Consider the following 18,508-nt stretch of genomic DNA (forward strand, 5'->3'; position numbering starts at 1 on the left):
TCGGCCGGAGGCTGATCAAATGGCGAAGTTAGCTACACTGGAATGAACCAACAGCGAACGCCATGTCCCATTCAGGGACTGAGCGTCTTTTGCAGCAGTTCAGGCAGGTTACTCGGAAAATATGTTTCGTTTGTTGCCTTCAACTCTTCAACCGACCACCATTTATGACCTTTGATCATCGCCGCTTCATCTCCCGATAGCCCGGCTAAACTGATCTGCCGGGATGCAGTGTTTGTGTGGAAAAAATGCTCTTCAGCCTCGATTCTGTTGCCGTTCGGATCTGTAAACTGCGCGGCCTGCGCACCGATATAATCCATGATGTCAGCCGCAAGGCCGACTTCCTCCAGTAGCTCCCGGCGCGCGGCCTGTTCTGGCGTCTCACCTGCTTCAAGACCGCCGCCCACCGTCGCCCAATATGACCGGTGATTGTTTTGGTCACCATATTCAAACTTGAGAAGCAGCACGTCTTTCGACTCATTGGTCACGAGGATACGGGCAGAGCGACGGCGAATGGTTATCACTTGGGTCATGATTGCGTTTCGTCCGCCGCCCGTTCGCCCGCCCGTACTGCGCCTTCCATATATCCGCGCCAAGCGGTTGCCGCCTCGGTGCCGGCAAAGTGCAAGGGCCCAATATTCTTAAATAGAGCCGGACCGTATTGGGTGAGAATACCCGGCGGGAGTGGGGACGTGCATCCACCACTCCAGGGATCATTCGCCCAGTTCATTTCGGAAAACCCAATCGGAGACATTGCCTCTTTGCCGAAGAAACTCTTCAGCTCTTTCAAGATTGACTTGTATCTCTGCCCCGGTGACAGATCAGCGGCTTTTTTGCTCAGGAACAATAGCAAGGCCCCATAACCTTCCGTGTTCAAAGCAGGTGTGTTGTCGAGCGAAGCCTCGATATGTTTATGACCAACCGCAAGACCGCTGAGGCCGCCGCTCCGCCAGAAAGGGGTTTTATAAATGATGTGTGCTTTGAACCCTGGCTCCATACGCCAGTTTTGATTCAACCCTCTGCGGTCCAATGGAAGCCCGGGTGTGAATTCTATTCGCTGCATATCCAGAGGGCTGAGCGCGATGATACATTTACGGGCCTGTAGCGCGAGATCCTCGACATTCACAGTCACCGTATCAGATCCATATCTAATGGACGTCACAGGTGCATCCACCCGTATGTGATCATACATCCGGGCGCCCATCATTTCGATGATTGCACTCGGCCCACCGATGAAACGTGAATCCTGGGCCCCACCTTCAAAGCGGTTGATGCTGTCATGCCCGCCGCAGGCGCGTACAGACCAGAGATAATCAAGAGCTGACATGGCCGGACTTCCCCCGAGGGCGTCAATGGTTTCAGTTAGAAGCTCCTGGTATGGCGGGCCGGTATAGCCTGATTGCTTTGCCCAGGCTGCGACAGACAAGTCGTCAATTTTCTTCGCGCCGGGATAATTCCAGGGCGAAGAAAGCGGAACAGTCGCCGCGATTCTATCCAGTTGTGCGATGGCCGTGCGGAGCGCAGTAGACTGCGCAAATGTCTCTTCTTTGGAAATGACATGGTTGCGGCGCATCCACCGAATTATGGATTTACCCGTCATAAATGTTGGATAGCGTTCTATGTTCAGCGTATCGGCCAGTGCCAGTAATCTGGTTTGACCGGGACCCACCCATTGGGCGCCGGCTTCAAGGCTGAGCCCCTCGACTTGCTGAGAATAAATCCGTCCGCCGAGCCGGTCCCGCGCCTCTAAAATGAGAATATTCGTGACGCCGCGCTCAATAAGCCGATGAGCGGCACTCAGACCGGATAGCCCGGCGCCAATAATGATTGTGTCAAACATTTCTGGATTGTTCCGGGCATGGGCTGAGATATGCGGCCCCGCGATTACCGAAGCCGCGGATAGGGACATGAAACGCCGCCGCGTCAGATGGGTCATTTTTGCGTTCCTTTGTGATTGGGATGCGTTTAATTGGGGTCGGAGCCTGGCGGCGCGAAAAGCACATTCCACACGCTTGCAGCCTTTCGGACATTCAGCAGGTCGCGAGCCATCAACCAGAATTCGTGAAAGTTGATCGTGACCGGGTTGGAGCTTTCCAGCGGCTGGGTTACGCCATAATCAACGGGCGCCTGTTCAGTTTGGTAGGTTCCGAAGAGAATATCCCAGATGATCAGTATCCCGCCGTAATTTTTGTCGAGATATTCCGGGTTTCGGCCATGATGCACACGGTGTACGGACGGCGTATTGAAAATCCTGTCCAGAACTCCAAGGCGGCCAATCTTCTCTGTATGTATCCATGTCTGATACACAACGACGATGAGTATCGATCCGACAATCTGCACGGCATCGAAACCAAGCATGATCATGGGAATAAAGAAGATCCACTCCACCATTCCCTCAACCCAGGACAATCGCAAAGAAGTCGTCAGATTAAATTCAGGCGAGGAGTGATGGACACTGTGATACGCCCAGAAGACACGCCGCTCATGCTCGATGCGATGCATCCAGTAATAGGTGAAATCCGCTGCAAGGAGTGCAAGAATCCAGCTCCACCAAGTTACAGGTATTGAAAGAACGGCAAACTGTTCAACAAACAGAATCCCTAAAACAAACGCAGTCCCAAAGATGGTTCTTTCGAGGAGTTGATTGCCAATTTCTATCGTGAAATTGGCCAGCGTTTCCCTCCAGCCAGAGCGTCTTCCTGTGGCAAGATCAAAAATGGTTTCAGCAAAAATGATCACAAAAAAGAACAGTGCGACTGAGATTACTGCCACAAACAAGCCTTCATGCGGTGCAATCCGCAGTTCAAATGCACTCATCTCAGTTGCCCTCCTGCTCTTTGGCCGGGAGCGCGGGCGGCGCAATATGATCAAGGCGACTGATCCAATTTGTGATGCGTTCGATGGCGCCATCTGCGAAAGCATCCGCCCCGAATACCTCAATCGAAATGATCCGTTGCGTAAGTGCTGCATCGGCGGTGACGTAGCGATCAGATAATGCGGGCAGGAGCATATGATCTGCATCGCGCAATGTAACAATGGCATCAGCACCGGGTGTTTTTGATAAAATGTCCATATAGACTTCGGCGCTTTGGGCGAAGTCGACATTCATGTCTCTATTGCCAAAAACCGCGAGAACCGGCACGTCGACGCGTGCGAGATCTTCACGGGCATCGCTCCTGAAATTGAGCTTTACAAAGGCCCAGCGTTCTTCTGACATAACATCATCGCAGCACTCGGGCGCACTGTTCATGAGCTCTTGATAAGCCTGATAGTCAGCTTCCTTGATCAGAAGATCAACAACACGTTTGTCAAAAGTGAGCGCAATCTCAATTTCCGCATCCGGCGCGCCATCCAGACGCAACCGATTGCGTGTTGTGTATTCAGATTGTTCGAGCCAGTTAATGGCGCCAGAGACTGACACCATAAATGCGAAATTCTGATCTTTTGAGATGGCTTTTGGCATGACCCAGCCGGCCTGACTGAAGCCCAGTAATCCGATTTCATCCAGGCGAATATCAGACCTGCGCCGCAGAACATTTGCTGCCGCAATGACCTCATCGGCGCGGTCCTCCATGGACTGGTTCAGCCAATTCCCGCTGGAGCCGCCAACACCGGGCTTGTCCCATGAATAAACGGCAAACCCGGCCTCAGTCAGAGCCTGCATAAAGGGTTTGTAATAGCCATAGCCGTTCCAGGTGCTATCCCCATCCCCGTGGACAATGAGAACCGCCGGATGCGGCCCGGGCGTCTTTGGAAGCAGTAGCCTGCCAGCCAGCATATTGTCATTATGCGGAAAGTCGGTGCGGGTATCTGTCATGCTATGGGAACAGGCCGCCACCAGGACAGTGAGCGATAGCAGCGCAAAAGCGCGGAGCACGCGCAGGATTTCAAGGGGATGGATCATGGTTGACCTCCTTGGAGATCACGCAGCACCTGTCATCCGGCAGCTCGCCGTGATGAAGCAGGCGAAAATCGGCAGATGCTGCGTGAAGTGTTTACTAGCTGCCCGGTTAAAAGCTGAGAATGACACCAATCAGAGCTTGATCTGATTTTAGATCACCAGTCTTCGAGCGGCGATATTCGGTACGCAGACGCAAGCCATCCGTAACAGCGAACTCAGCGCCGGCTCCAAACATCAGGCCGCCTTTGCGTTTGTCGCGGGTGAATGTTCCGTCGGTGATATCCGTATTCGTCGCCGTGATATCTATCTTTGAGTTGGCATACCCGACCCGTCCATAGAGCAGTGTTGAGGGTGTTGCGAGAATGCCGGCGCGCGCCGATGCATCCAGCATCAAACCCGGGTCCGCCTTGAACGAGGCCGTTCCCTGTGTATCATCAACCTCGGGGCCGCCGCGGCCTAAGCCAAGCTCAACGCCCAATACAAGACTGTCGCCCATGGTGACATCATAACCTGCAAGACCGCGCAGATTGAAACCCTTGTCGCGGTCCTTCAAAGCAACATTCCCCGGCGCCGTGAGTTCAACCTTGTTACGCTGAAAGCCAGCTTCTCCGCCAATGAACGGTCCACTGAATGCGCCGTCCGGGCCGGCCATGGCTGGCGTCGCGAACAAGGTCGCCGCGCCGGCAATTACTGCGAGTGATTTTTTTGACATAAGAGAGTCCTTTCACATTTCTGATCAATGTCAGACGCAATGTGAATTCGCGGCATCAAGAAGATTGGAAGATTTGGTCAAGGTTTCGTGGAGCAATTTATTTTCGTCTCCATCAAATCTCCATAAATTCTGGATTGCACGGCACTGTTCATATACTATCCCTCAGCGTTTTTCAGGACTTTGACTATGAGTAACGAATTGATCCTCATCGCTGAGGACGAAGGTGAAATTGCAGAAATTATTCAGGCCTATCTGGAACGGGCAGGTTTCCGGACGGTGGTTGCCGGTGATGGGGAAATGGCACTCTCCCATTTTCGGCATTTTTCTCCGGCGCTGATACTGCTGGATGTGAAAATGCCGAAACGCGATGGTATCGATGTATTGCGCATTATACGGCAGACCTCGGACACGCCGGTCATCATGGTAACAGCGATGGCCGAAGATATCGAAAAAATCTCAGCCCTACGTCTAGGTGCGGATGATTACGTCGTTAAACCCTTCAACACACTGGAGGTCGTTGAACGGATAAAAGCCATCTTGCGGCGCGCCGGTTCGAATGCACAGCGAGGCGACCGGCCCATTACAATCCAGTCTTTAATCATAGACCCAAATGCACATGCAGCCTTTTTGGCTCATGAGAGTGGCCGCAAACCGATTCCACTGACACAAACGGAATACAGCATTGTCGCCAGAATGGCCCGATCGCCGCAACGGGCTTATTCGAGGGCAGAATTGGTTGATGCCTGCCTGCCTGAAGGGGAAGCACTTGAACGCACCATCGACAGCCATGTCTCAAATGCAAGACGGAAGCTGGAGGCAAACGGTATCTCAGGGTTTCTGGAAACCGTCCGAGGCGTCGGATACCGATTGGAACCGCTCAAATGATCGGGCGCGGGTCAAAACTTCGGACACAGCTTTCATTTTCAATGATCATGACAGCTTTCGTTGCACTTGGCGTGTTTTGTCTGGGTATGATCTCGTTCTACCTGTTCTTGCAGAAATCCTGGCTCAGCGGACTGAGCGATGAAAACCGGGCCACGCTCCAGACACTCATGGATGATGGAACAGTTTCGTCCGACGCCCTAACCACGCTGATAAGCACTTTTTCATTTTCGTGGAGCGGCGGATACGCGCAGGCCGAGCTTGCCGCCCTCATCACTTTAGTGATCCTCGCGGCACTGTGCGCTGTTGTTATCGGTCTTATTATGTCCAAAAGAATGTGCGCCCCAATCGAAACTGTTACAGATGCGGCCCTGGAAATTGCAAACGGCAATTTCACTCTGGCACTGCCTCAAATCCAGGGCGGCGCAGCTGAAACAGAAGAGCTTGTGAAAGCCTTCCGTACCATGACCGATGCGCTGTCTGCGGCGGAACGTGAAACCATGGAATCCTCAGCGGCCATCGCCCATGAATTGCGCACCCCATTGACCATTCTGCGCGGCCGGTTGCAGGGGCTCAATGATGGCGCGTTCGAACCTTCAAAAGAGATGACCGATAGCCTCATCGCGCAGGTCGATACGCTATCGGGCATTGTTGACGAGCTGAGCCTGCTGTCCCGGCTCAGTGCCGGAAAATTCGAGCTTCAGGCGATCGAAATTGACCTTGTTGGAGAAGTTCAAAAGGTCGTAACACCGCTGCGGCCCGACCTTGAATCACTGGGGCTTCAAATCACTCTACTCGATGAGCCCGTGAAACTCATCGCAGATCCCGTTCGTATTCGCCAGGCACTAACGGCACTCATCGACAACGTAAAACATTACGCCGCATCTGGACAGCACATCGAAATCTCGACCTATAAGGATGGCATGCATGGCTATATTGAGGTCAGTGACCGCGGGCCTGGAATCGACCCTGTGGACCACGAAAATGTTTTTCAGCGGTGGTGGCGCGGGGATGAATCGCGAAATCGCGCCAAGGGCGGCACGGGACTCGGCCTGTCCGTAGTCAAATCGATCATTGAGGCGCATGGCGGGAAGGTCTCGGCCAGTACGAACGCGCATGGAGGCGCGACTTTCACACTCTGTTTGCCGCTACCTGGAGATACATCCACAGTCTCTCCATAAAATCTTGGCAGCTATTCCATCATTAATGCATCAGACTCCGGACGACAGGTCAGTGTCGTCTGGAGAGCCAAGTGAATATTTCAAATATCAGCGCGGAACAGCGATATCAGCTTACGCAATGGCGGGTCGGCTTTTTAGTCGTTCTGACGATCGCATTGTCAGCCTGCGCGACTTCGCCCGTTACCAACGAATCTCAAACGCGCGCAGTGCATCCTATAGAAGGAATTTGGCGTATCGACGACGCTGCATCCTATATCGAAATACGTCCCTGTAAAAATGACACTGAAAAACTGTGCGGCCACTTAATTGCGTTTGATGGAAATCCGAAAGCACGGGATTACCTCCACCCAAGCTGGCTTCACTGGGGACAAAAACTCTGCGGCAGCCTTATCGTGGCCGATCTGGAGCAATCAGAAGCGGCTCAGATATATCGCGGCACCCTTTATGATCCCAATGAGGGCCAGGTTTACAATCTTATTGTTCTTGCAAAGTCCCGCGATGAGATAGAAGCCCGGATTTATCTGGGGGCGAGCATTGATGAGGCCATCGGCCTGGGTGTCGGCGCGTTGAGCGGTGACACCGGTATTGTCAGCCTACTTTCATTTTTTACCAGAGCCGGCATTGGCCGGGAGCATCTCGGTGAAACCGTGCAATGGCGGCGTGCCAGTTACCCGATTGAAACCTGCAGTGCGGCGTGACGCGTTCGATTGAATGGCGATATGTCTCACAATCGAAACAAGCCTGGTCGGCAGCTCACTTTCAGGGGGCCGCCATGGCGGGCAGAGGACGGCAAAATGGGTGCTGGCCTGCATATACCAGCTTAATGATACCGGTTGTGACGCGCGAGATTTCTTGCGGTCTGAGCAGATGTCATGACCGATAAGCCTGTACCACCGCTCCATTGGGTAAATCCGGACAATATTGCGCTGATTGCTTTCGGGACGGATGTATCTGACCGTGTGCAACCATACCGGGGCACAGCCGGCAGGCCCTATTTTGAAATCTCGGATATAGAATGTCCGCCCTGGCAAAATCGGGAACTTCTGTCTTTTCTGGACGAAAACGAATGCCGGCAGATTGCCATATTTGCGAGCACACTGACGGCCGGGCTGACCGCTTTGGCGATGATGACCGGGGAACGCGGGCATGACGTTTTTCTGGTCAGCGATGCCGTAAATTCCGCATCGTCAGTTTGGCTGAAAAGACTTGGCAAGACCCATGCCATACTGATTGACAAGCATTGGTTTCGTGAAGAGTGGAACCTCGTCTCCGGTTTCGATTGATCGGTATTTCTATGATGAAGCGGAATGTAACAAGTGATAGATTGTCTTTTGTGTCTGAACATTTTTCTTTGAGTTATGACTATGCTCGGCAAACACCATAAACCAAGCTCGGGGAGAGATTCTGACGTTTAGCAGTGCGGATTGGTTTTGGGGCCACAATCACATCGCGTTCTGAAAAACATAAATTCGGACGCCTCGCGGGCTGGCCCGCGACCGGGCTCGCGTAAACGGACCCGGCTTGCGCCGTGTCCGCCATGCGGCTTTGATCCCTGGCGCCGTCTTGATTGTCTTGTGGGTCAGCGGACGGCGCTGGCGCGCCGGCATTATGGAGAATTTCCCTTGGCAGTCGGGGTGGGCGTCAGGCCGGTCTGGCACAGGGCGGCCAGCGCGCAACCGCCTTGGGACTATAAGCTGTCTCAGCGCTTTTAAGTTCTCCTACCAAGACAATTGCCCGCCGTCCTGATGCCCTGAGCCTGTCCGTCCCTTCCTGCCGCCCACCCCGCCTGCCCGGGGAAATTTGTGTGGGGGCTAAAGGAGACGCGACATGAGCACCAAGACCGCCAGCCAAGGAACCGCGACGAGAAACCGCAAACCGCGCAAAGCACGGCGCGACCTCTACCAAGAGGTCACCGATACCGTGATTGCCCAGCTTGAAGCGGGCGCTGTGCCATGGGTGCAGCCTTGGGGCAGACCTGATGTCACGGCCCCTTGTGCGCTGCCCCAAAATGCCAGCACGGGGCGCAGCTATTCGGGCATCAATATCCTGCTCTTGTGGGGCGCTGCGATTGAGACCGCCCGCACCACCCCTTATTGGCTGACCTTCAAACAGGCCCTTTCCCTTGGCGGCGCTGTGCGAAAAGGTGAGCGCGGCACAACCGTTTGTTACGCTGACACTTTCATTCCGAAAGCCGAAGCGCAGCGGGCGCAGGGAACGGGCGAAGACGCCCAGCGCGTGGGATTCTTAAAACGCTATACCGTTTTTAACGCTGACCAGTGTGACGGGCTGGACGACAGATTTTTTGAGGGCGTCACGCCTTTGCCAGAGCGCGAGTTAATCCCCCGCGCGGAAAAACTGATTGCGGCCACGGGCGCAGATTTTCGGATTGGCGGAGACCGCGCATTCTTTGTGCCGAGCGAAGACTTTATTCAAGTCCCGCCGCAGCCCGCCTTCCACGACCAGATAAACTATTACCGCACCTGCTTTCATGAACTCGGCCACTGGACGGGACATAAAACCCGCCTTGACCGTAATCTGAAAAGCCGTTTCGGAAGTAAGGACTATGCCCGCGAAGAATTGGTCGCGGAAATGGCCAGTGCGTTTATCTGTGCCGCGCAGTCCATCACACCAACCGTGCGGCATACGGATTATATCGCCAACTGGCTGCAAGTCCTGAAAGAAGACAAGCGCGCGATTTTCCGCGCCGCGTCTCTTGCCAGCAAAGCGGCGGATTACATTCTCGCCTTTGAGAACGAAACGGCGGCAGCGGCATGAACCGCCCGAACGCACAGGACTCCGAAGCAACCGATGTTGGCGAGCAGACCCTGACTCCCGGCGTGCGGCCTGTAACTTTGCGCGACCGCCTCAGTGTTCTGGCCGCCCAGCCCTTGGCCCCGAAACGGAACGCGGGCCTTCCCCAGAAACCCTGTGACCACGGCCTGTTTGATGAGGTCGGCCGTGCACAAACAGACCTGTGTGACCTCATCGCTCAATCAATGAAGGAGACAAAACCATGAGCACCGATACAAAAACCAGACCCCGCCCAAAGGCAAAAACGACGCCCAAACCGCAGGTCAGATTTCTGCCTGTTGCTGACCTGCATGTGAGCAAGCTGAATATGCGGCACGGCAAGCAAACCCCCGATATAGGCGACATATATCCGAGCATTTTGGAGAGCGGCATTCACCAGTCTTTACTTGTCCGCAAGGAAGGCAAAGGCTGGGGTGTCATCGCGGGACGCCGCCGCCTCTTTGCCTTGAAGAAGAAAGCCAAAGAAACGGGCAAGGCTGTCACCGCACCCTGCATTATCATGCAGAGCGGGAACATCGGGGCCGCCCGTGAAGCTTCTCTTTTGGAGAATGTCGCGCGCCTTCCTGCCACGCAACTGGAACGCTTTGCCGCTTACAAAGCACTGGCCGAGACGGGCAAAGACACCGCCGCGATTGCGGAAACCTTTGGCATCAGGGAACTGGACGTGAAGCGCGTTCTGGCTCTCGCCAATCTCAAACCTGAATTGCTTGCGCTTTATGAGAGTGAAGAGATTCGCGGGGCCACTTTGCAGGCCCTCACCCTCGCCACCGAAGAACAACAGAGCGCATGGCTGGAGGTCTTTCATTCCGACGACTACGCCCCGCAGGGGGAACAACTCAAGGCATGGCTGACAGGCGGGGCGCGGATTAAGACCGACGTCGCCCTGTTCAGCCTTGAGGATTACGCGGGCACGATCATTACCGACCTGTTTGGCGAGAGTGCTTATTTTCAAGACCCTGATTTATTCTGGACGCACCAGAACAAAGCGATTGCCGAAGCCATAGAGACATGGAAAGCCGAGGGCTGGAACGAAATTGTGGTGATGGAGCGCGGTGAACACTTCGCCACATGGGAACACGGCAAGCGGACACAGGGACAGGGCGGCAAAATCTTCCTCGCAATCGGCCATGATGGCAGCGTGACGCCGCATATCGGTTATCTGTCAAATGCGGACATCAGGAAGATTGACGCCATTCTTAAAACTGGCAGTGACAGCGGCGACGCGCCGAAATCAGCCAAACCTGAAATGTCAGGCCCAATGGTCGAATATATCAGCTTGCACCGCCACGCCGCCATTCGCGCCAGTCTGTTAGACCATCCCATGGTGGCCCTGCGCCTGACGGTTGCGCATATGCTGGTCGGCTCCAATCTGTGGTCGGTTGCTCCGCAAAAAACGACTTCACGCAAGGATTTGACAAGTGAAAGCGTCGCAAACAGTCAGGGTGCGCAGCGATTTGCCAAGGAACAGAAAGAGGTTCTGGAATCGCTTGGATTGCAAGCGGCCCAAGCCCATTACGGCCCAACCAAGCAACTGGCCGAAGGGGATGTGGCGGAGGTGTTCGCCGTTCTTATGGAGACATCAGATGCGCAGGTCATGCGCGCATTGACCCTTGCTATGGGCATGAGCCTTGGCGCGGGCGAGACCATCACCGAAGCTGTGACGCTCGCTATCCCTGTCGATATGCAGACCCTGTGGGAGCCGGATGATGCTTTCTTTGACATCTTGCGCGACAAGAAAGTCATCAACGAAATGGTCAAAGAGGTTGCTGGCAAGTCCTGCGCGGATGGCGCGCTGACCGATACGGGCAAGGCGCAAAAGGAGATTATCCGCAATCGGATGAAAGGCATTGGTGTCAGCGCAGACAAGGCGCGTCCTGACTGGCGACCCCGCTGGATGCAGGTTGCCGCCCGCCATTATCTTAGTGCCAAAACCTGCCCGCCCAGCGCAGACCGGACGGTGGCGGCGAAGCTTTTTGCCAAAACAGCACCCAAGCAGAAAGCGGCCTGATTTCGAGAGATTGCCCCCGCGACAGGCACGTCTCCAACACGCGGGCGCAATGACGGGGCCAAGCCCGATGGCCTCAAGAGGGCCGCGTCCGATCTGGGCGCGGCCTTCGCCTTCCTTTGGAGCCGCAATCGACACCCGCAAAGCAGGATAGAAAAGCCTGTGACTCAGCTTCTTTTCGCTCGCAGATGCAGGAGTATCTGACAGCTTCACTCTCGCAGACACAGCAGCAGGTCTATGCCGCCCTGTTTGCCTGCATCAACAACTCTTACAACACCTTGCGCACACATTCCGTCCTTGAGGATAAAAGCCCGGTAGCTTATAAAAAACGCACAGCAAAGGTGCGGGGAAAGTGAGCGACGAAGACTGGCAAGAAGCGGAGGATAAGTGAATGATGGCACAAACTGCAGTTCGTTCTCTTCGCCTGTCGCTATTGGCCAATGCGGTGCTCTCTCTGTTGACAGGCTTGCTGATTGGCGCGTTTGCCGCGCGTTTGGGTCCGGCGCTTGGCCTGAATGACGCTCTGTGGCTGCAGGCTTTTGCGGTACTCCTCCTCGTCCACTTCGTGGTTCTCATGATTGTCCACAGGCGATCGGATGTGCGACTATGGACGCAGCTCAACCTGATATGCGTTGGTCCCTACCCATTTCTTCTGCTTGCCTATCTTGTTTTCGGTCCAGACCGCCAGGCAGGCGCAGGCACTCTCGTTTTGGCCGACGCGCTGGCCGTCGGCGCGGTTGCTGTCTGGCAGTTTTTGACTTGGCGAGCGTCTGGCCAATCGAACAGCGCAGCATGACATTTGCACTCTACAGCACCCTAATGATTCAGCATATCGTTCTGGTGATGGGCTGGTGACGGGCATCTTTGCAGCATCGCGCAGGTAAACTTTCGGTCGGCGAGAAATAGTGCCAGATGCTCTTGTCTATCCAGCCTACCAACTGAACCTCCGCACTTATCGTTTCGCTGTGTTTGTCGACGTGTTCTCGATGTCGACGGAACCTAGTCAGTAAGTGATGGATATTTGTGCGGCGTCGGGCGTTACAAGCCGTCCGATGTAAAGGAAACCCGTAAAGCAGGATAGAAAAGCCTGTGTCTCAGCTTTTGTTCGCTCGCAAATACGACGGTGTGGACAGTCTCACCCTCAGCTGTGGTTCTGCCGCTTTCATCAGGCACAAAACGAGCAATTTGCCGTGGCCTTCATCACAGCCGTTGTCACCATAAGACCCCATATCCCTGTTTCCCGCGTGCAACCTGATGGACAGCCTGCGGCTTACCAGACCTGGCCCGCACTTATTTTCCCCTGACGCTACGCGTCATTCCTCGCGCAGCAAAATAAGTCCGGCCTGCGGCGCTTCTCTGACGTTACGCCCTCTCACTGACGTTCGAGGCTGCCCGCCTTGGACCTGCCCATCGGGCGGTGGCACGTCAACAGGGCATTGGGCTCTTGCGACATTAACATATGGAGATGAAAACCATGGCAAATGCACTTGGATATGTCACTGAAACTGAAACCGGCTTTGAAGGCACACTCGCAATGATGAGCCTGTCCACACCGATCCGTATCGTCAAAAATGGCGACAAGACTGGTGAGGCACAGCCTGACTTCCGCGTTTATGCGGGCCGCAAAACCGGCTCCGACATTGGCGGTGGCTGGTTCCGTAAAGCCAAATCATCGGGCCGCAAATATGTGTCCCTGACGCTCGCGGACCCTGCCATCGGACCACGCAGGGTTTACGCAAACCTCGCACCTGTCAAAGGCCAGAAAGGCCGCCACGTTCTGCTCTGGAACCCGCAGGACTAAGGCAACAAGACTCAAACTCTCGCCCGCCCGGCTCACGCCGGGCGGGCGTCTTTATGCTTGAAACTTCGATGTATTCATCCAGAGATGGCATAGAAACTGCATCTCCCAAAACAATGTTATGGAACGGGCTGGCGAAATACAATTGCCGCGCCGTGCACCCAATGCGGCGTGGGCTTGGGAAGGATTGCGGCGAAACCCTGATTATCGCCGGGCCTATTTCGCGGAACGGCATCACTCGCTGACAAACATAAATCTTACAACCGGGGCAACATTGCTGCGTATGCGTTCACGCCATCGCAGGGCGGAGAAGTTCGGTTTGCTGGCTTTTGCTGACCCGCGAAAACCCGCTATAGATGCCGATATTTTCTGGTGCCCACATGTGTTTTCCGGATGTCTGGACGTGCGACTATCCAGATTATTTCCAGACGAAGTTAAACAGGACAGCAAAATGGGGGCTATCTATCTGCATCGGTTGCAGACACGAAGAGTGTTGCTGGAAACCATGGATGGCGCACGCCATATCGTCCTGAATGGACACCGTTTCTGGATACAGCTCTTCTGCGGAAAGCCCAATGTGATCGGAGATACAGCCCATATCGGTATCAGGATGAACGCTGCAACCACTATGGAGCGGCACCTTGATACCGCCTCTCAGCTTTTGTCGCTTTACAGAAATAACGGCGGAAAATTACAGCGCATCGGGCGGCACAAAAACATTGAACCGCTGCAACGGGCATTGACCGCATATGATATCTGGACAGGGTTTGAACGGCCAAAAGGATCATTAAAAGACATCGCCGCCGCGCTGGTTGGACCACGCCGCGTCGATGAAGAATGGAACGGAACATCGCGCTGTTTGAAGGATATGGCCCGGCGCGCCCGGGACAAAGGCATGGCTTTTGTCACCCGTGATTATCTGGACATGCTGGGTAAAAAGACCTTGTAAACATCACAAAATTTTGGGGTGTCGATATTCTGCCGTCCCGATTTCGACACTCTCAACGATCCCATATTCACCTTAGATTTCCTGTGCGAGCCTTTTTTAGTTTTGGCTCGATTTGAAACTAAGGAGTAAATTTATGGCCCAGGTCTCAATCGAAAGCCCTTATTTAACGGCTGCGGAAGCCGCGACCTTTTTGCGCCTCGAAGAGCGCACACTGAATAATATGCGCTGGCGCGGAGAGGGTCCGCACTGGCGCAAGCATGGCGGGAAAGTGATTTATCACCGCCTCGATCTGGAAGGATGGTCACGGGAAAACGACTTCGGAGACGGACCGAGTTACGACATAAAAAGTAAGGGCGAGAATGATAATGAGGCGTGACCTGACCGCCGTCATCATTCAATATCGCAAGAACCGCATCAATCACCGGCTTGTATTTGGTGAGCCTATCCTGACAGTTCGGCGAGGCTGGCACCGGAAACTGGCCGTGTTCAATCCGGGTCAGATTTTCGGTTATGAACGGTGGCTGGGAAATAAATACGGCACCCAAAGCTGGGAGACTTATGTATTGCTCGCGGTTTCCTTTGGCCCGGTTACCAGAGTCAAAGGCGTTATTCCCGGCGCGGAAATTCTGCTGCGAACAACAGGCAAGACGCGGGCAAAACGCGTGCTTGGCTGGCTACAAGAACAGGAAAGATCGGGACTTAAGCCTAGCCAATTATCCGCTCATTACTGGCGACATGCCCATAATGCCTTTGAAACCGGCCGTCAGCCGCATGTGTTGACCACGCTGCAAAGCCGCGCCTTTGAGACGGCCCCGCATCCGTGATCCGCTGGCTTCCCCATATCGCCGTGACTGTGTTTTGCGCCGCGACTCTCTATCAGATACACGCGCCGCCGGGCCCGCGGCTCATCTATAATAGTAGCGCCAGTGCCCCCACCGGATGGTATCGCTTGCACACTGATAGAGACGTCAAACGCGGCTCCCTCGTCGCAGGTTTTGCGCCAGACAAGGCGCGAGAACTTGCACATGAACGGGGGTATTTGCCGGAGCATGTCCCCCTCATTAAAACCGTCTGGGCGGTTGGGGGCGAGCGGATTTGCGTCAGAAACGGGCGGGTTTCAGCCCAAAACCGTCCTGATATTTACGCGCGCGCGCAGGATGATTTTGGGCGAGAACTGCCCCAGCTCGAAGGATGCTTCACTCTTAATGTAGACGAAGTCTTCCTTGTATCCATAGATGTGCAGACATCCTGGGACAGCCGCTATTTTGGTGCTGTCCCGATGGAAAAAATTCTGGGAACCGTGACTTACCTCGGAAACAAGTCGGAGCGATCGGATACGTTGGGGGGCTGGGCACGGGTGAAGGGCGTGGAGGGCAAGATAAAAGCAAATAGCGCTCCTGGGGCGCTAAGCGGTTGTCTGCACATCAGTTTTGGGGGCACTCCCTTGGGAGCAGGGAGCACCCCCATTTTAGCCGGATTGCCTGAGTCTATGGGCTTTATCGGGAGCGCTCCTTACCCGGATTATCACGCGACGTCACGGAAACCCCAATGAGCAAGAGGGGCAATTCTGACCAGTTTGAAGTCAGGCTTGGGCGTATACGTTCTCCATCCGGCAGCACAAGATTGCGCGGATTTTTTGGACAGGTTAGATATGGCGGGAAACGTCTCGCAGGCGCGTCTCGTCATTACAGAAAAACCCAGCGAAACTTTGCCCAGCAATCTCACTTCGCAAGACGCGTTTTGGTCAAAGCCCACATTCAGAGGCTGAGTGGGTCTGGTGCCAAGGTTCAAACCCTGCATCTGAAATATATTGAACGCGACAGCGCGGCCAGAGATGGTGAGCGCGGCAAGCTCTATAACGGCACATCCCTGGAAGCGGACCGAGACACCTTTATGGAGCGCAGCCAGGGTGATCGTCATCAATTCAGATTTATCATTTCACCTGAAGATGCGGGCGAGCTTGCGAGCCTCACAGATTTCACCCGCGATCTCGTCAGTGATATGGAAAAGGATCTCGGAACAAAGCTCGAATGGGCCGCCGCCAATCACTATGACACGGCGCAGCCCCATATTCATCTTGTTGTGCGCGGCATGCGCGAGGACGGAAGCGATCTTGTTATTCCGAGAGATTATGTGTCTTACGGGCTGCGCTGCCGTGCTCAGGAACTCGCGGAACTCGAACTAGGTCCCGTGAGCGAGCTTGAGGGACGAACCCGGATGGCGCGGATGACCTCGCAGGAGCGATGGACCCAGATCGATTTTCAACTCACACAAAGCGCAGATGGTAGCGGGATAATCGATATGTCAGGCCCCGCGCCGCAAGGCAGATTTTGGGAACGCCAGCTCCAGAAAAAACGCCTTGCATTTCTGACCCGTATGCGCCTTGCCGAACATGCAGGTCGGGGACGCTGGACTCTCAAACCGGATATGAGAGACATTCTGGTCCGTATGGGCGAGCGCGGCGACAGGCTCAAATCCATCCACCGGGCGATGCGAGATAACAAAAATGTGCGGCGTGTGGACGGCGCGTCGATATTTGATCCGCTCACAAGGGACGCCAGGCAAGTTACAGGCCGCATACTCTCGACGGGTATTGCTGACGATGTGAATGATCGCGCCTTTGTCATTCTGGACGGCATGGATGGTAAAGCTGTCTATGTCGATATTGGCAAAGCAGAGCATCTGGTAGGGCTTGAAACCGGGCAGATTGTAACAGCGCACCCGGCTGACATAGACCCGAAGCCGTCCGACCACACGATTGCAAAAATCGCGAGTGAGCATGGCGGACTTTACTCTCCTGCTCTGCATGCCGTGTCAGATAAACGCGCCCGGCCTGAATTTATCCAGTCGCATGTGAGACGCCTGGAAGCCCTGCGCCGGGCCGGTCTTGTCAAACGCTTCCCGGATGGCAGCTGGCGCATACCGGAAGACTATCTCTCCCGCGCCAGACAATATGGAGAACGCATGGCGAGCCGCCGTCCTGCAATCATCGAACTGGAGACAGATTTGAATCTTGCAGATATGGTGAAGGCCGAGGGCGCAACCTGGCTTGACCGTGATCTGCGCGATCATGGTTACCGAGATGCTGCTTATGGGTTTGGCCGCGATGTAGAAGAAGCCAAATCCCGGCGCCGAGACATTTTGATAGCACGCAAAGTGATGCGGAAAGATCAGCAGAGACTCTCCCCGGAGAATTACAACGATTTGGTCAAGGCCGACCTGGAAGCCGCTGGCTTAGAGTTGGAAAGCCGGATTGGAAAACCTTTTATCGCTGCGCCGGAGAGCGGAAAGATTGCCGGGCTTTACATTCAACGAGTCACTCGAACGAGCGGACAGTATGCTCTGATTGAGCGGGCCAAGGATTTTACACTTGTGCCATGGCGGCAAGTTATGGAGCGCAATCTCGGAAAATCCGTGACTGGTATTGTGCGTGGTAGTCAGATCAGCTGGCACCTCAGCCGAGGGCGGTCAATTTCGTAAGGCGAGTTAGACCGCAAGGATGGGTAAACCGTATGAGTTGAGTTCGTTACGCTTATTCATTTTCCGGGACGAGACTCTGGTGTTCCGAATTTCGAAGCGGAGAACCTGCACCATACATCGCCATTAACCCGACCGGGGCAAGAATAGCCCATTGCGGATTCAAGAGTAGACCAGTCAGGCCAGCTTGCCACAAATCAACGCCGACGAATGCCAATGCGGAGGCGATCCAAAGCCCTGCAAAGTGGCGACCGACCACACCGCCTTTCCAGAACGCAACAGATGACCAGGCAAGGAAGATAGCCACAATGTGCCAGCTTGCATGAAGCGCGCCCTCCGCCATCGGATCAATATCCGCTTCCAGTAATGGGATCAGTGAGTCCCTGCCGCCGACAAAAGTGTGAACTGCTGCGGTGAACAGGGCCAGTAGCGCGGCAATACCGCGGAGCATAGAGGTTTTGTTGATTGCAGGCATAGCTAGAAATGCTCCAAAGCTCTGTGGCAAAGCGCAAGGACGTAAAATGCGAGGACCAGGTCCAGAATCTCGACAACGCCGAGCGCTAGCGGGATGACATCAGGGGAGCGAGGAAAGACACCGCCAAGATCGAGCAGCACAACAAAAAATGTACCCCCAGCATGCGGCGATAGCCGACCACACAAACCTGCCTGCACCCTTCAACAGAGCAACGGCAGATATGAGCGCCACAAGACCCAGGCCGATCAGGAATGCGTTGAAGCCCCAGAATACTGGCCCGTCCAGTCCCGAAAAATCACGCGTTTCTATGGGGCCGCCGG

19 protein-coding genes are annotated in these 18,508 nt (G+C 54.7%); 13 read left to right on the forward strand and 6 right to left on the reverse strand.

The features are described from left to right. Window positions 1-71 precede the first annotated feature (71 nt). From HF955_RS04075 to HF955_RS04095, 5 genes are all read right to left on the reverse strand, one after another. Window positions 72-530 (reverse strand): NUDIX domain-containing protein, encoded by a 459-nt coding sequence (locus HF955_RS04075; RefSeq protein WP_291078133.1) that lies wholly within the window; start codon window positions 528-530, stop codon window positions 72-74. Beyond that, window positions 527-1,933, reverse strand: coding sequence for an FAD-dependent oxidoreductase (locus HF955_RS04080; protein ID WP_291078135.1), 1,407 nt, complete (start codon window positions 1,931-1,933; stop codon window positions 527-529). Before HF955_RS04080 ends, HF955_RS04075 begins: the two co-directional genes overlap by 4 nt. Window positions 1,934-1,962: 29 nt before the next feature. Beyond that, on the reverse strand, window positions 1,963-2,814 hold the full coding sequence (locus HF955_RS04085) for a sterol desaturase family protein (RefSeq protein ID WP_291078137.1): 852 nt from the start codon (window positions 2,812-2,814) through the stop codon (window positions 1,963-1,965). A gap of 1 nt (window position 2,815) precedes the next feature. Next, entirely contained in the window at window positions 2,816-3,901 is a 1,086-nt protein-coding gene (locus HF955_RS04090) for an alpha/beta fold hydrolase (protein ID WP_291078139.1), read from the reverse strand. Between the two features lie 106 nt (window positions 3,902-4,007). Then, a complete protein-coding gene (locus tag HF955_RS04095; protein ID WP_291078141.1) occupies window positions 4,008-4,610 on the reverse strand; it encodes an outer membrane protein in 603 nt (200 codons plus the stop codon). Window positions 4,611-4,796: 186 nt separating this feature from the next. On the opposite strand from HF955_RS04095, the gene HF955_RS04100 reads away from it, so the two are divergent. The 13 genes from HF955_RS04100 to HF955_RS04160 all read left to right on the forward strand — a co-directional run bounded on the left by HF955_RS04100 (window position 4,797) and on the right by HF955_RS04160 (window position 17,716). Continuing rightward, window positions 4,797-5,495 (forward strand): response regulator, encoded by a 699-nt coding sequence (locus HF955_RS04100; protein WP_291078142.1) that lies wholly within the window; start codon window positions 4,797-4,799, stop codon window positions 5,493-5,495. Next, window positions 5,492-6,673, forward strand: a complete 1,182-nt coding sequence (locus HF955_RS04105) for a cell wall metabolism sensor histidine kinase WalK (protein WP_291078143.1) — start codon at window positions 5,492-5,494, stop codon at window positions 6,671-6,673. Before HF955_RS04100 ends, HF955_RS04105 begins: the two co-directional genes overlap by 4 nt. A 71-nt stretch (window positions 6,674-6,744) precedes the next feature. Next, a complete protein-coding gene (locus HF955_RS04110; RefSeq protein ID WP_291078145.1) occupies window positions 6,745-7,371 on the forward strand; it encodes a DUF2147 domain-containing protein in 627 nt (208 codons plus the stop codon). Between the two features lie 174 nt (window positions 7,372-7,545). After that, entirely contained in the window at window positions 7,546-7,956 is a 411-nt protein-coding gene (locus tag HF955_RS04115; protein ID WP_291078147.1) for a hypothetical protein, read from the forward strand. Window positions 7,957-8,500: 544 nt separating this feature from the next. Beyond that, the gene (locus HF955_RS04120) at window positions 8,501-9,448 is read left to right on the forward strand and encodes a zincin-like metallopeptidase domain-containing protein (protein WP_291078148.1); all 948 of its coding nucleotides are present in this window, start codon (window positions 8,501-8,503) and stop codon (window positions 9,446-9,448) included. Window positions 9,449-9,686: 238 nt separating this feature from the next. After that, on the forward strand, window positions 9,687-11,492 hold the full coding sequence (locus tag HF955_RS04125) for a ParB/RepB/Spo0J family partition protein (protein ID WP_291078150.1): 1,806 nt from the start codon (window positions 9,687-9,689) through the stop codon (window positions 11,490-11,492). A gap of 388 nt (window positions 11,493-11,880) precedes the next feature. Further along, window positions 11,881-12,285, forward strand: a complete 405-nt coding sequence (locus HF955_RS04130) for a hypothetical protein (protein ID WP_291078151.1) — start codon at window positions 11,881-11,883, stop codon at window positions 12,283-12,285. Window positions 12,286-12,963: 678 nt separating this feature from the next. Next, a complete protein-coding gene (locus HF955_RS04135; RefSeq protein ID WP_291078153.1) occupies window positions 12,964-13,290 on the forward strand; it encodes a DUF736 domain-containing protein in 327 nt (108 codons plus the stop codon). Window positions 13,291-13,408: 118 nt separating this feature from the next. Then, on the forward strand, window positions 13,409-14,236 hold the full coding sequence (locus HF955_RS04140) for a DUF2285 domain-containing protein (RefSeq protein WP_291078155.1): 828 nt from the start codon (window positions 13,409-13,411) through the stop codon (window positions 14,234-14,236). A gap of 133 nt (window positions 14,237-14,369) precedes the next feature. Continuing rightward, the gene (locus tag HF955_RS04145) at window positions 14,370-14,612 is read left to right on the forward strand and encodes a helix-turn-helix domain-containing protein (RefSeq protein ID WP_291078157.1); all 243 of its coding nucleotides are present in this window, start codon (window positions 14,370-14,372) and stop codon (window positions 14,610-14,612) included. Continuing rightward, window positions 14,602-15,060 (forward strand): DUF2840 domain-containing protein, encoded by a 459-nt coding sequence (locus tag HF955_RS04150; protein ID WP_291078158.1) that lies wholly within the window; start codon window positions 14,602-14,604, stop codon window positions 15,058-15,060. Before HF955_RS04145 ends, HF955_RS04150 begins: the two co-directional genes overlap by 11 nt. After that, on the forward strand, window positions 15,057-15,788 hold the full coding sequence (locus HF955_RS04155; RefSeq protein WP_291078160.1) for a S26 family signal peptidase: 732 nt from the start codon (window positions 15,057-15,059) through the stop codon (window positions 15,786-15,788). Before HF955_RS04150 ends, HF955_RS04155 begins: the two co-directional genes overlap by 4 nt. Then, complete coding sequence (locus HF955_RS04160; RefSeq protein WP_291078162.1) at window positions 15,785-17,716, forward strand: DUF3363 domain-containing protein; 1,932 nt, start codon at window positions 15,785-15,787, stop codon at window positions 17,714-17,716. Before HF955_RS04155 ends, HF955_RS04160 begins: the two co-directional genes overlap by 4 nt. Window positions 17,717-17,768: 52 nt before the next feature. On the opposite strand, the gene HF955_RS04165 is transcribed toward HF955_RS04160, so the two are convergent. Then, window positions 17,769-18,188, reverse strand: a complete 420-nt coding sequence (locus tag HF955_RS04165) for a hypothetical protein (protein WP_291078164.1) — start codon at window positions 18,186-18,188, stop codon at window positions 17,769-17,771. Window positions 18,189-18,508: the final 320 nt, after the last annotated feature.

It is taken from the genome of Hyphomonas sp. (genome assembly GCF_017792385.1).
Taxonomy (GTDB): Bacteria; Pseudomonadota; Alphaproteobacteria; order Caulobacterales; family Hyphomonadaceae; genus Hyphomonas.

What these genes read in the sequence shown, in the direction of transcription:
- HF955_RS04085 (WP_291078137.1), bottom strand. Translation starts at nt 2,814, where the DNA reads ATGAGTGCATTTGAACTGCGGATTGCACCGCATGAAGGCTTGTTTGTG.
- HF955_RS04100 (WP_291078142.1), top strand. Translation starts at nt 4,797, where the DNA reads ATGAGTAACGAATTGATCCTCATCGCTGAGGACGAAGGTGAAATTGCA.
- HF955_RS04165 (WP_291078164.1), bottom strand. Translation starts at nt 18,188, where the DNA reads ATGCCTGCAATCAACAAAACCTCTATGCTCCGCGGTATTGCCGCGCTA.
- HF955_RS04105 (WP_291078143.1), top strand. Translation starts at nt 5,492, where the DNA reads ATGATCGGGCGCGGGTCAAAACTTCGGACACAGCTTTCATTTTCAATG.
- HF955_RS04160 (WP_291078162.1), top strand. Translation starts at nt 15,785, where the DNA reads ATGAGCAAGAGGGGCAATTCTGACCAGTTTGAAGTCAGGCTTGGGCGT.
- HF955_RS04145 (WP_291078157.1), top strand. Translation starts at nt 14,370, where the DNA reads ATGGCCCAGGTCTCAATCGAAAGCCCTTATTTAACGGCTGCGGAAGCC.
- HF955_RS04150 (WP_291078158.1), top strand. Translation starts at nt 14,602, where the DNA reads ATGAGGCGTGACCTGACCGCCGTCATCATTCAATATCGCAAGAACCGC.
- HF955_RS04115 (WP_291078147.1), top strand. Translation starts at nt 7,546, where the DNA reads ATGACCGATAAGCCTGTACCACCGCTCCATTGGGTAAATCCGGACAAT.
- HF955_RS04120 (WP_291078148.1), top strand. Translation starts at nt 8,501, where the DNA reads ATGAGCACCAAGACCGCCAGCCAAGGAACCGCGACGAGAAACCGCAAA.
- HF955_RS04140 (WP_291078155.1), top strand. Translation starts at nt 13,409, where the DNA reads ATGGAACGGGCTGGCGAAATACAATTGCCGCGCCGTGCACCCAATGCG.
- HF955_RS04130 (WP_291078151.1), top strand. Translation starts at nt 11,881, where the DNA reads ATGATGGCACAAACTGCAGTTCGTTCTCTTCGCCTGTCGCTATTGGCC.
- HF955_RS04135 (WP_291078153.1), top strand. Translation starts at nt 12,964, where the DNA reads ATGGCAAATGCACTTGGATATGTCACTGAAACTGAAACCGGCTTTGAA.
- HF955_RS04090 (WP_291078139.1), bottom strand. Translation starts at nt 3,901, where the DNA reads ATGATCCATCCCCTTGAAATCCTGCGCGTGCTCCGCGCTTTTGCGCTG.
- HF955_RS04075 (WP_291078133.1), bottom strand. Translation starts at nt 530, where the DNA reads ATGACCCAAGTGATAACCATTCGCCGTCGCTCTGCCCGTATCCTCGTG.
- HF955_RS04095 (WP_291078141.1), bottom strand. Translation starts at nt 4,610, where the DNA reads ATGTCAAAAAAATCACTCGCAGTAATTGCCGGCGCGGCGACCTTGTTC.
- HF955_RS04125 (WP_291078150.1), top strand. Translation starts at nt 9,687, where the DNA reads ATGAGCACCGATACAAAAACCAGACCCCGCCCAAAGGCAAAAACGACG.
- HF955_RS04080 (WP_291078135.1), bottom strand. Translation starts at nt 1,933, where the DNA reads ATGACCCATCTGACGCGGCGGCGTTTCATGTCCCTATCCGCGGCTTCG.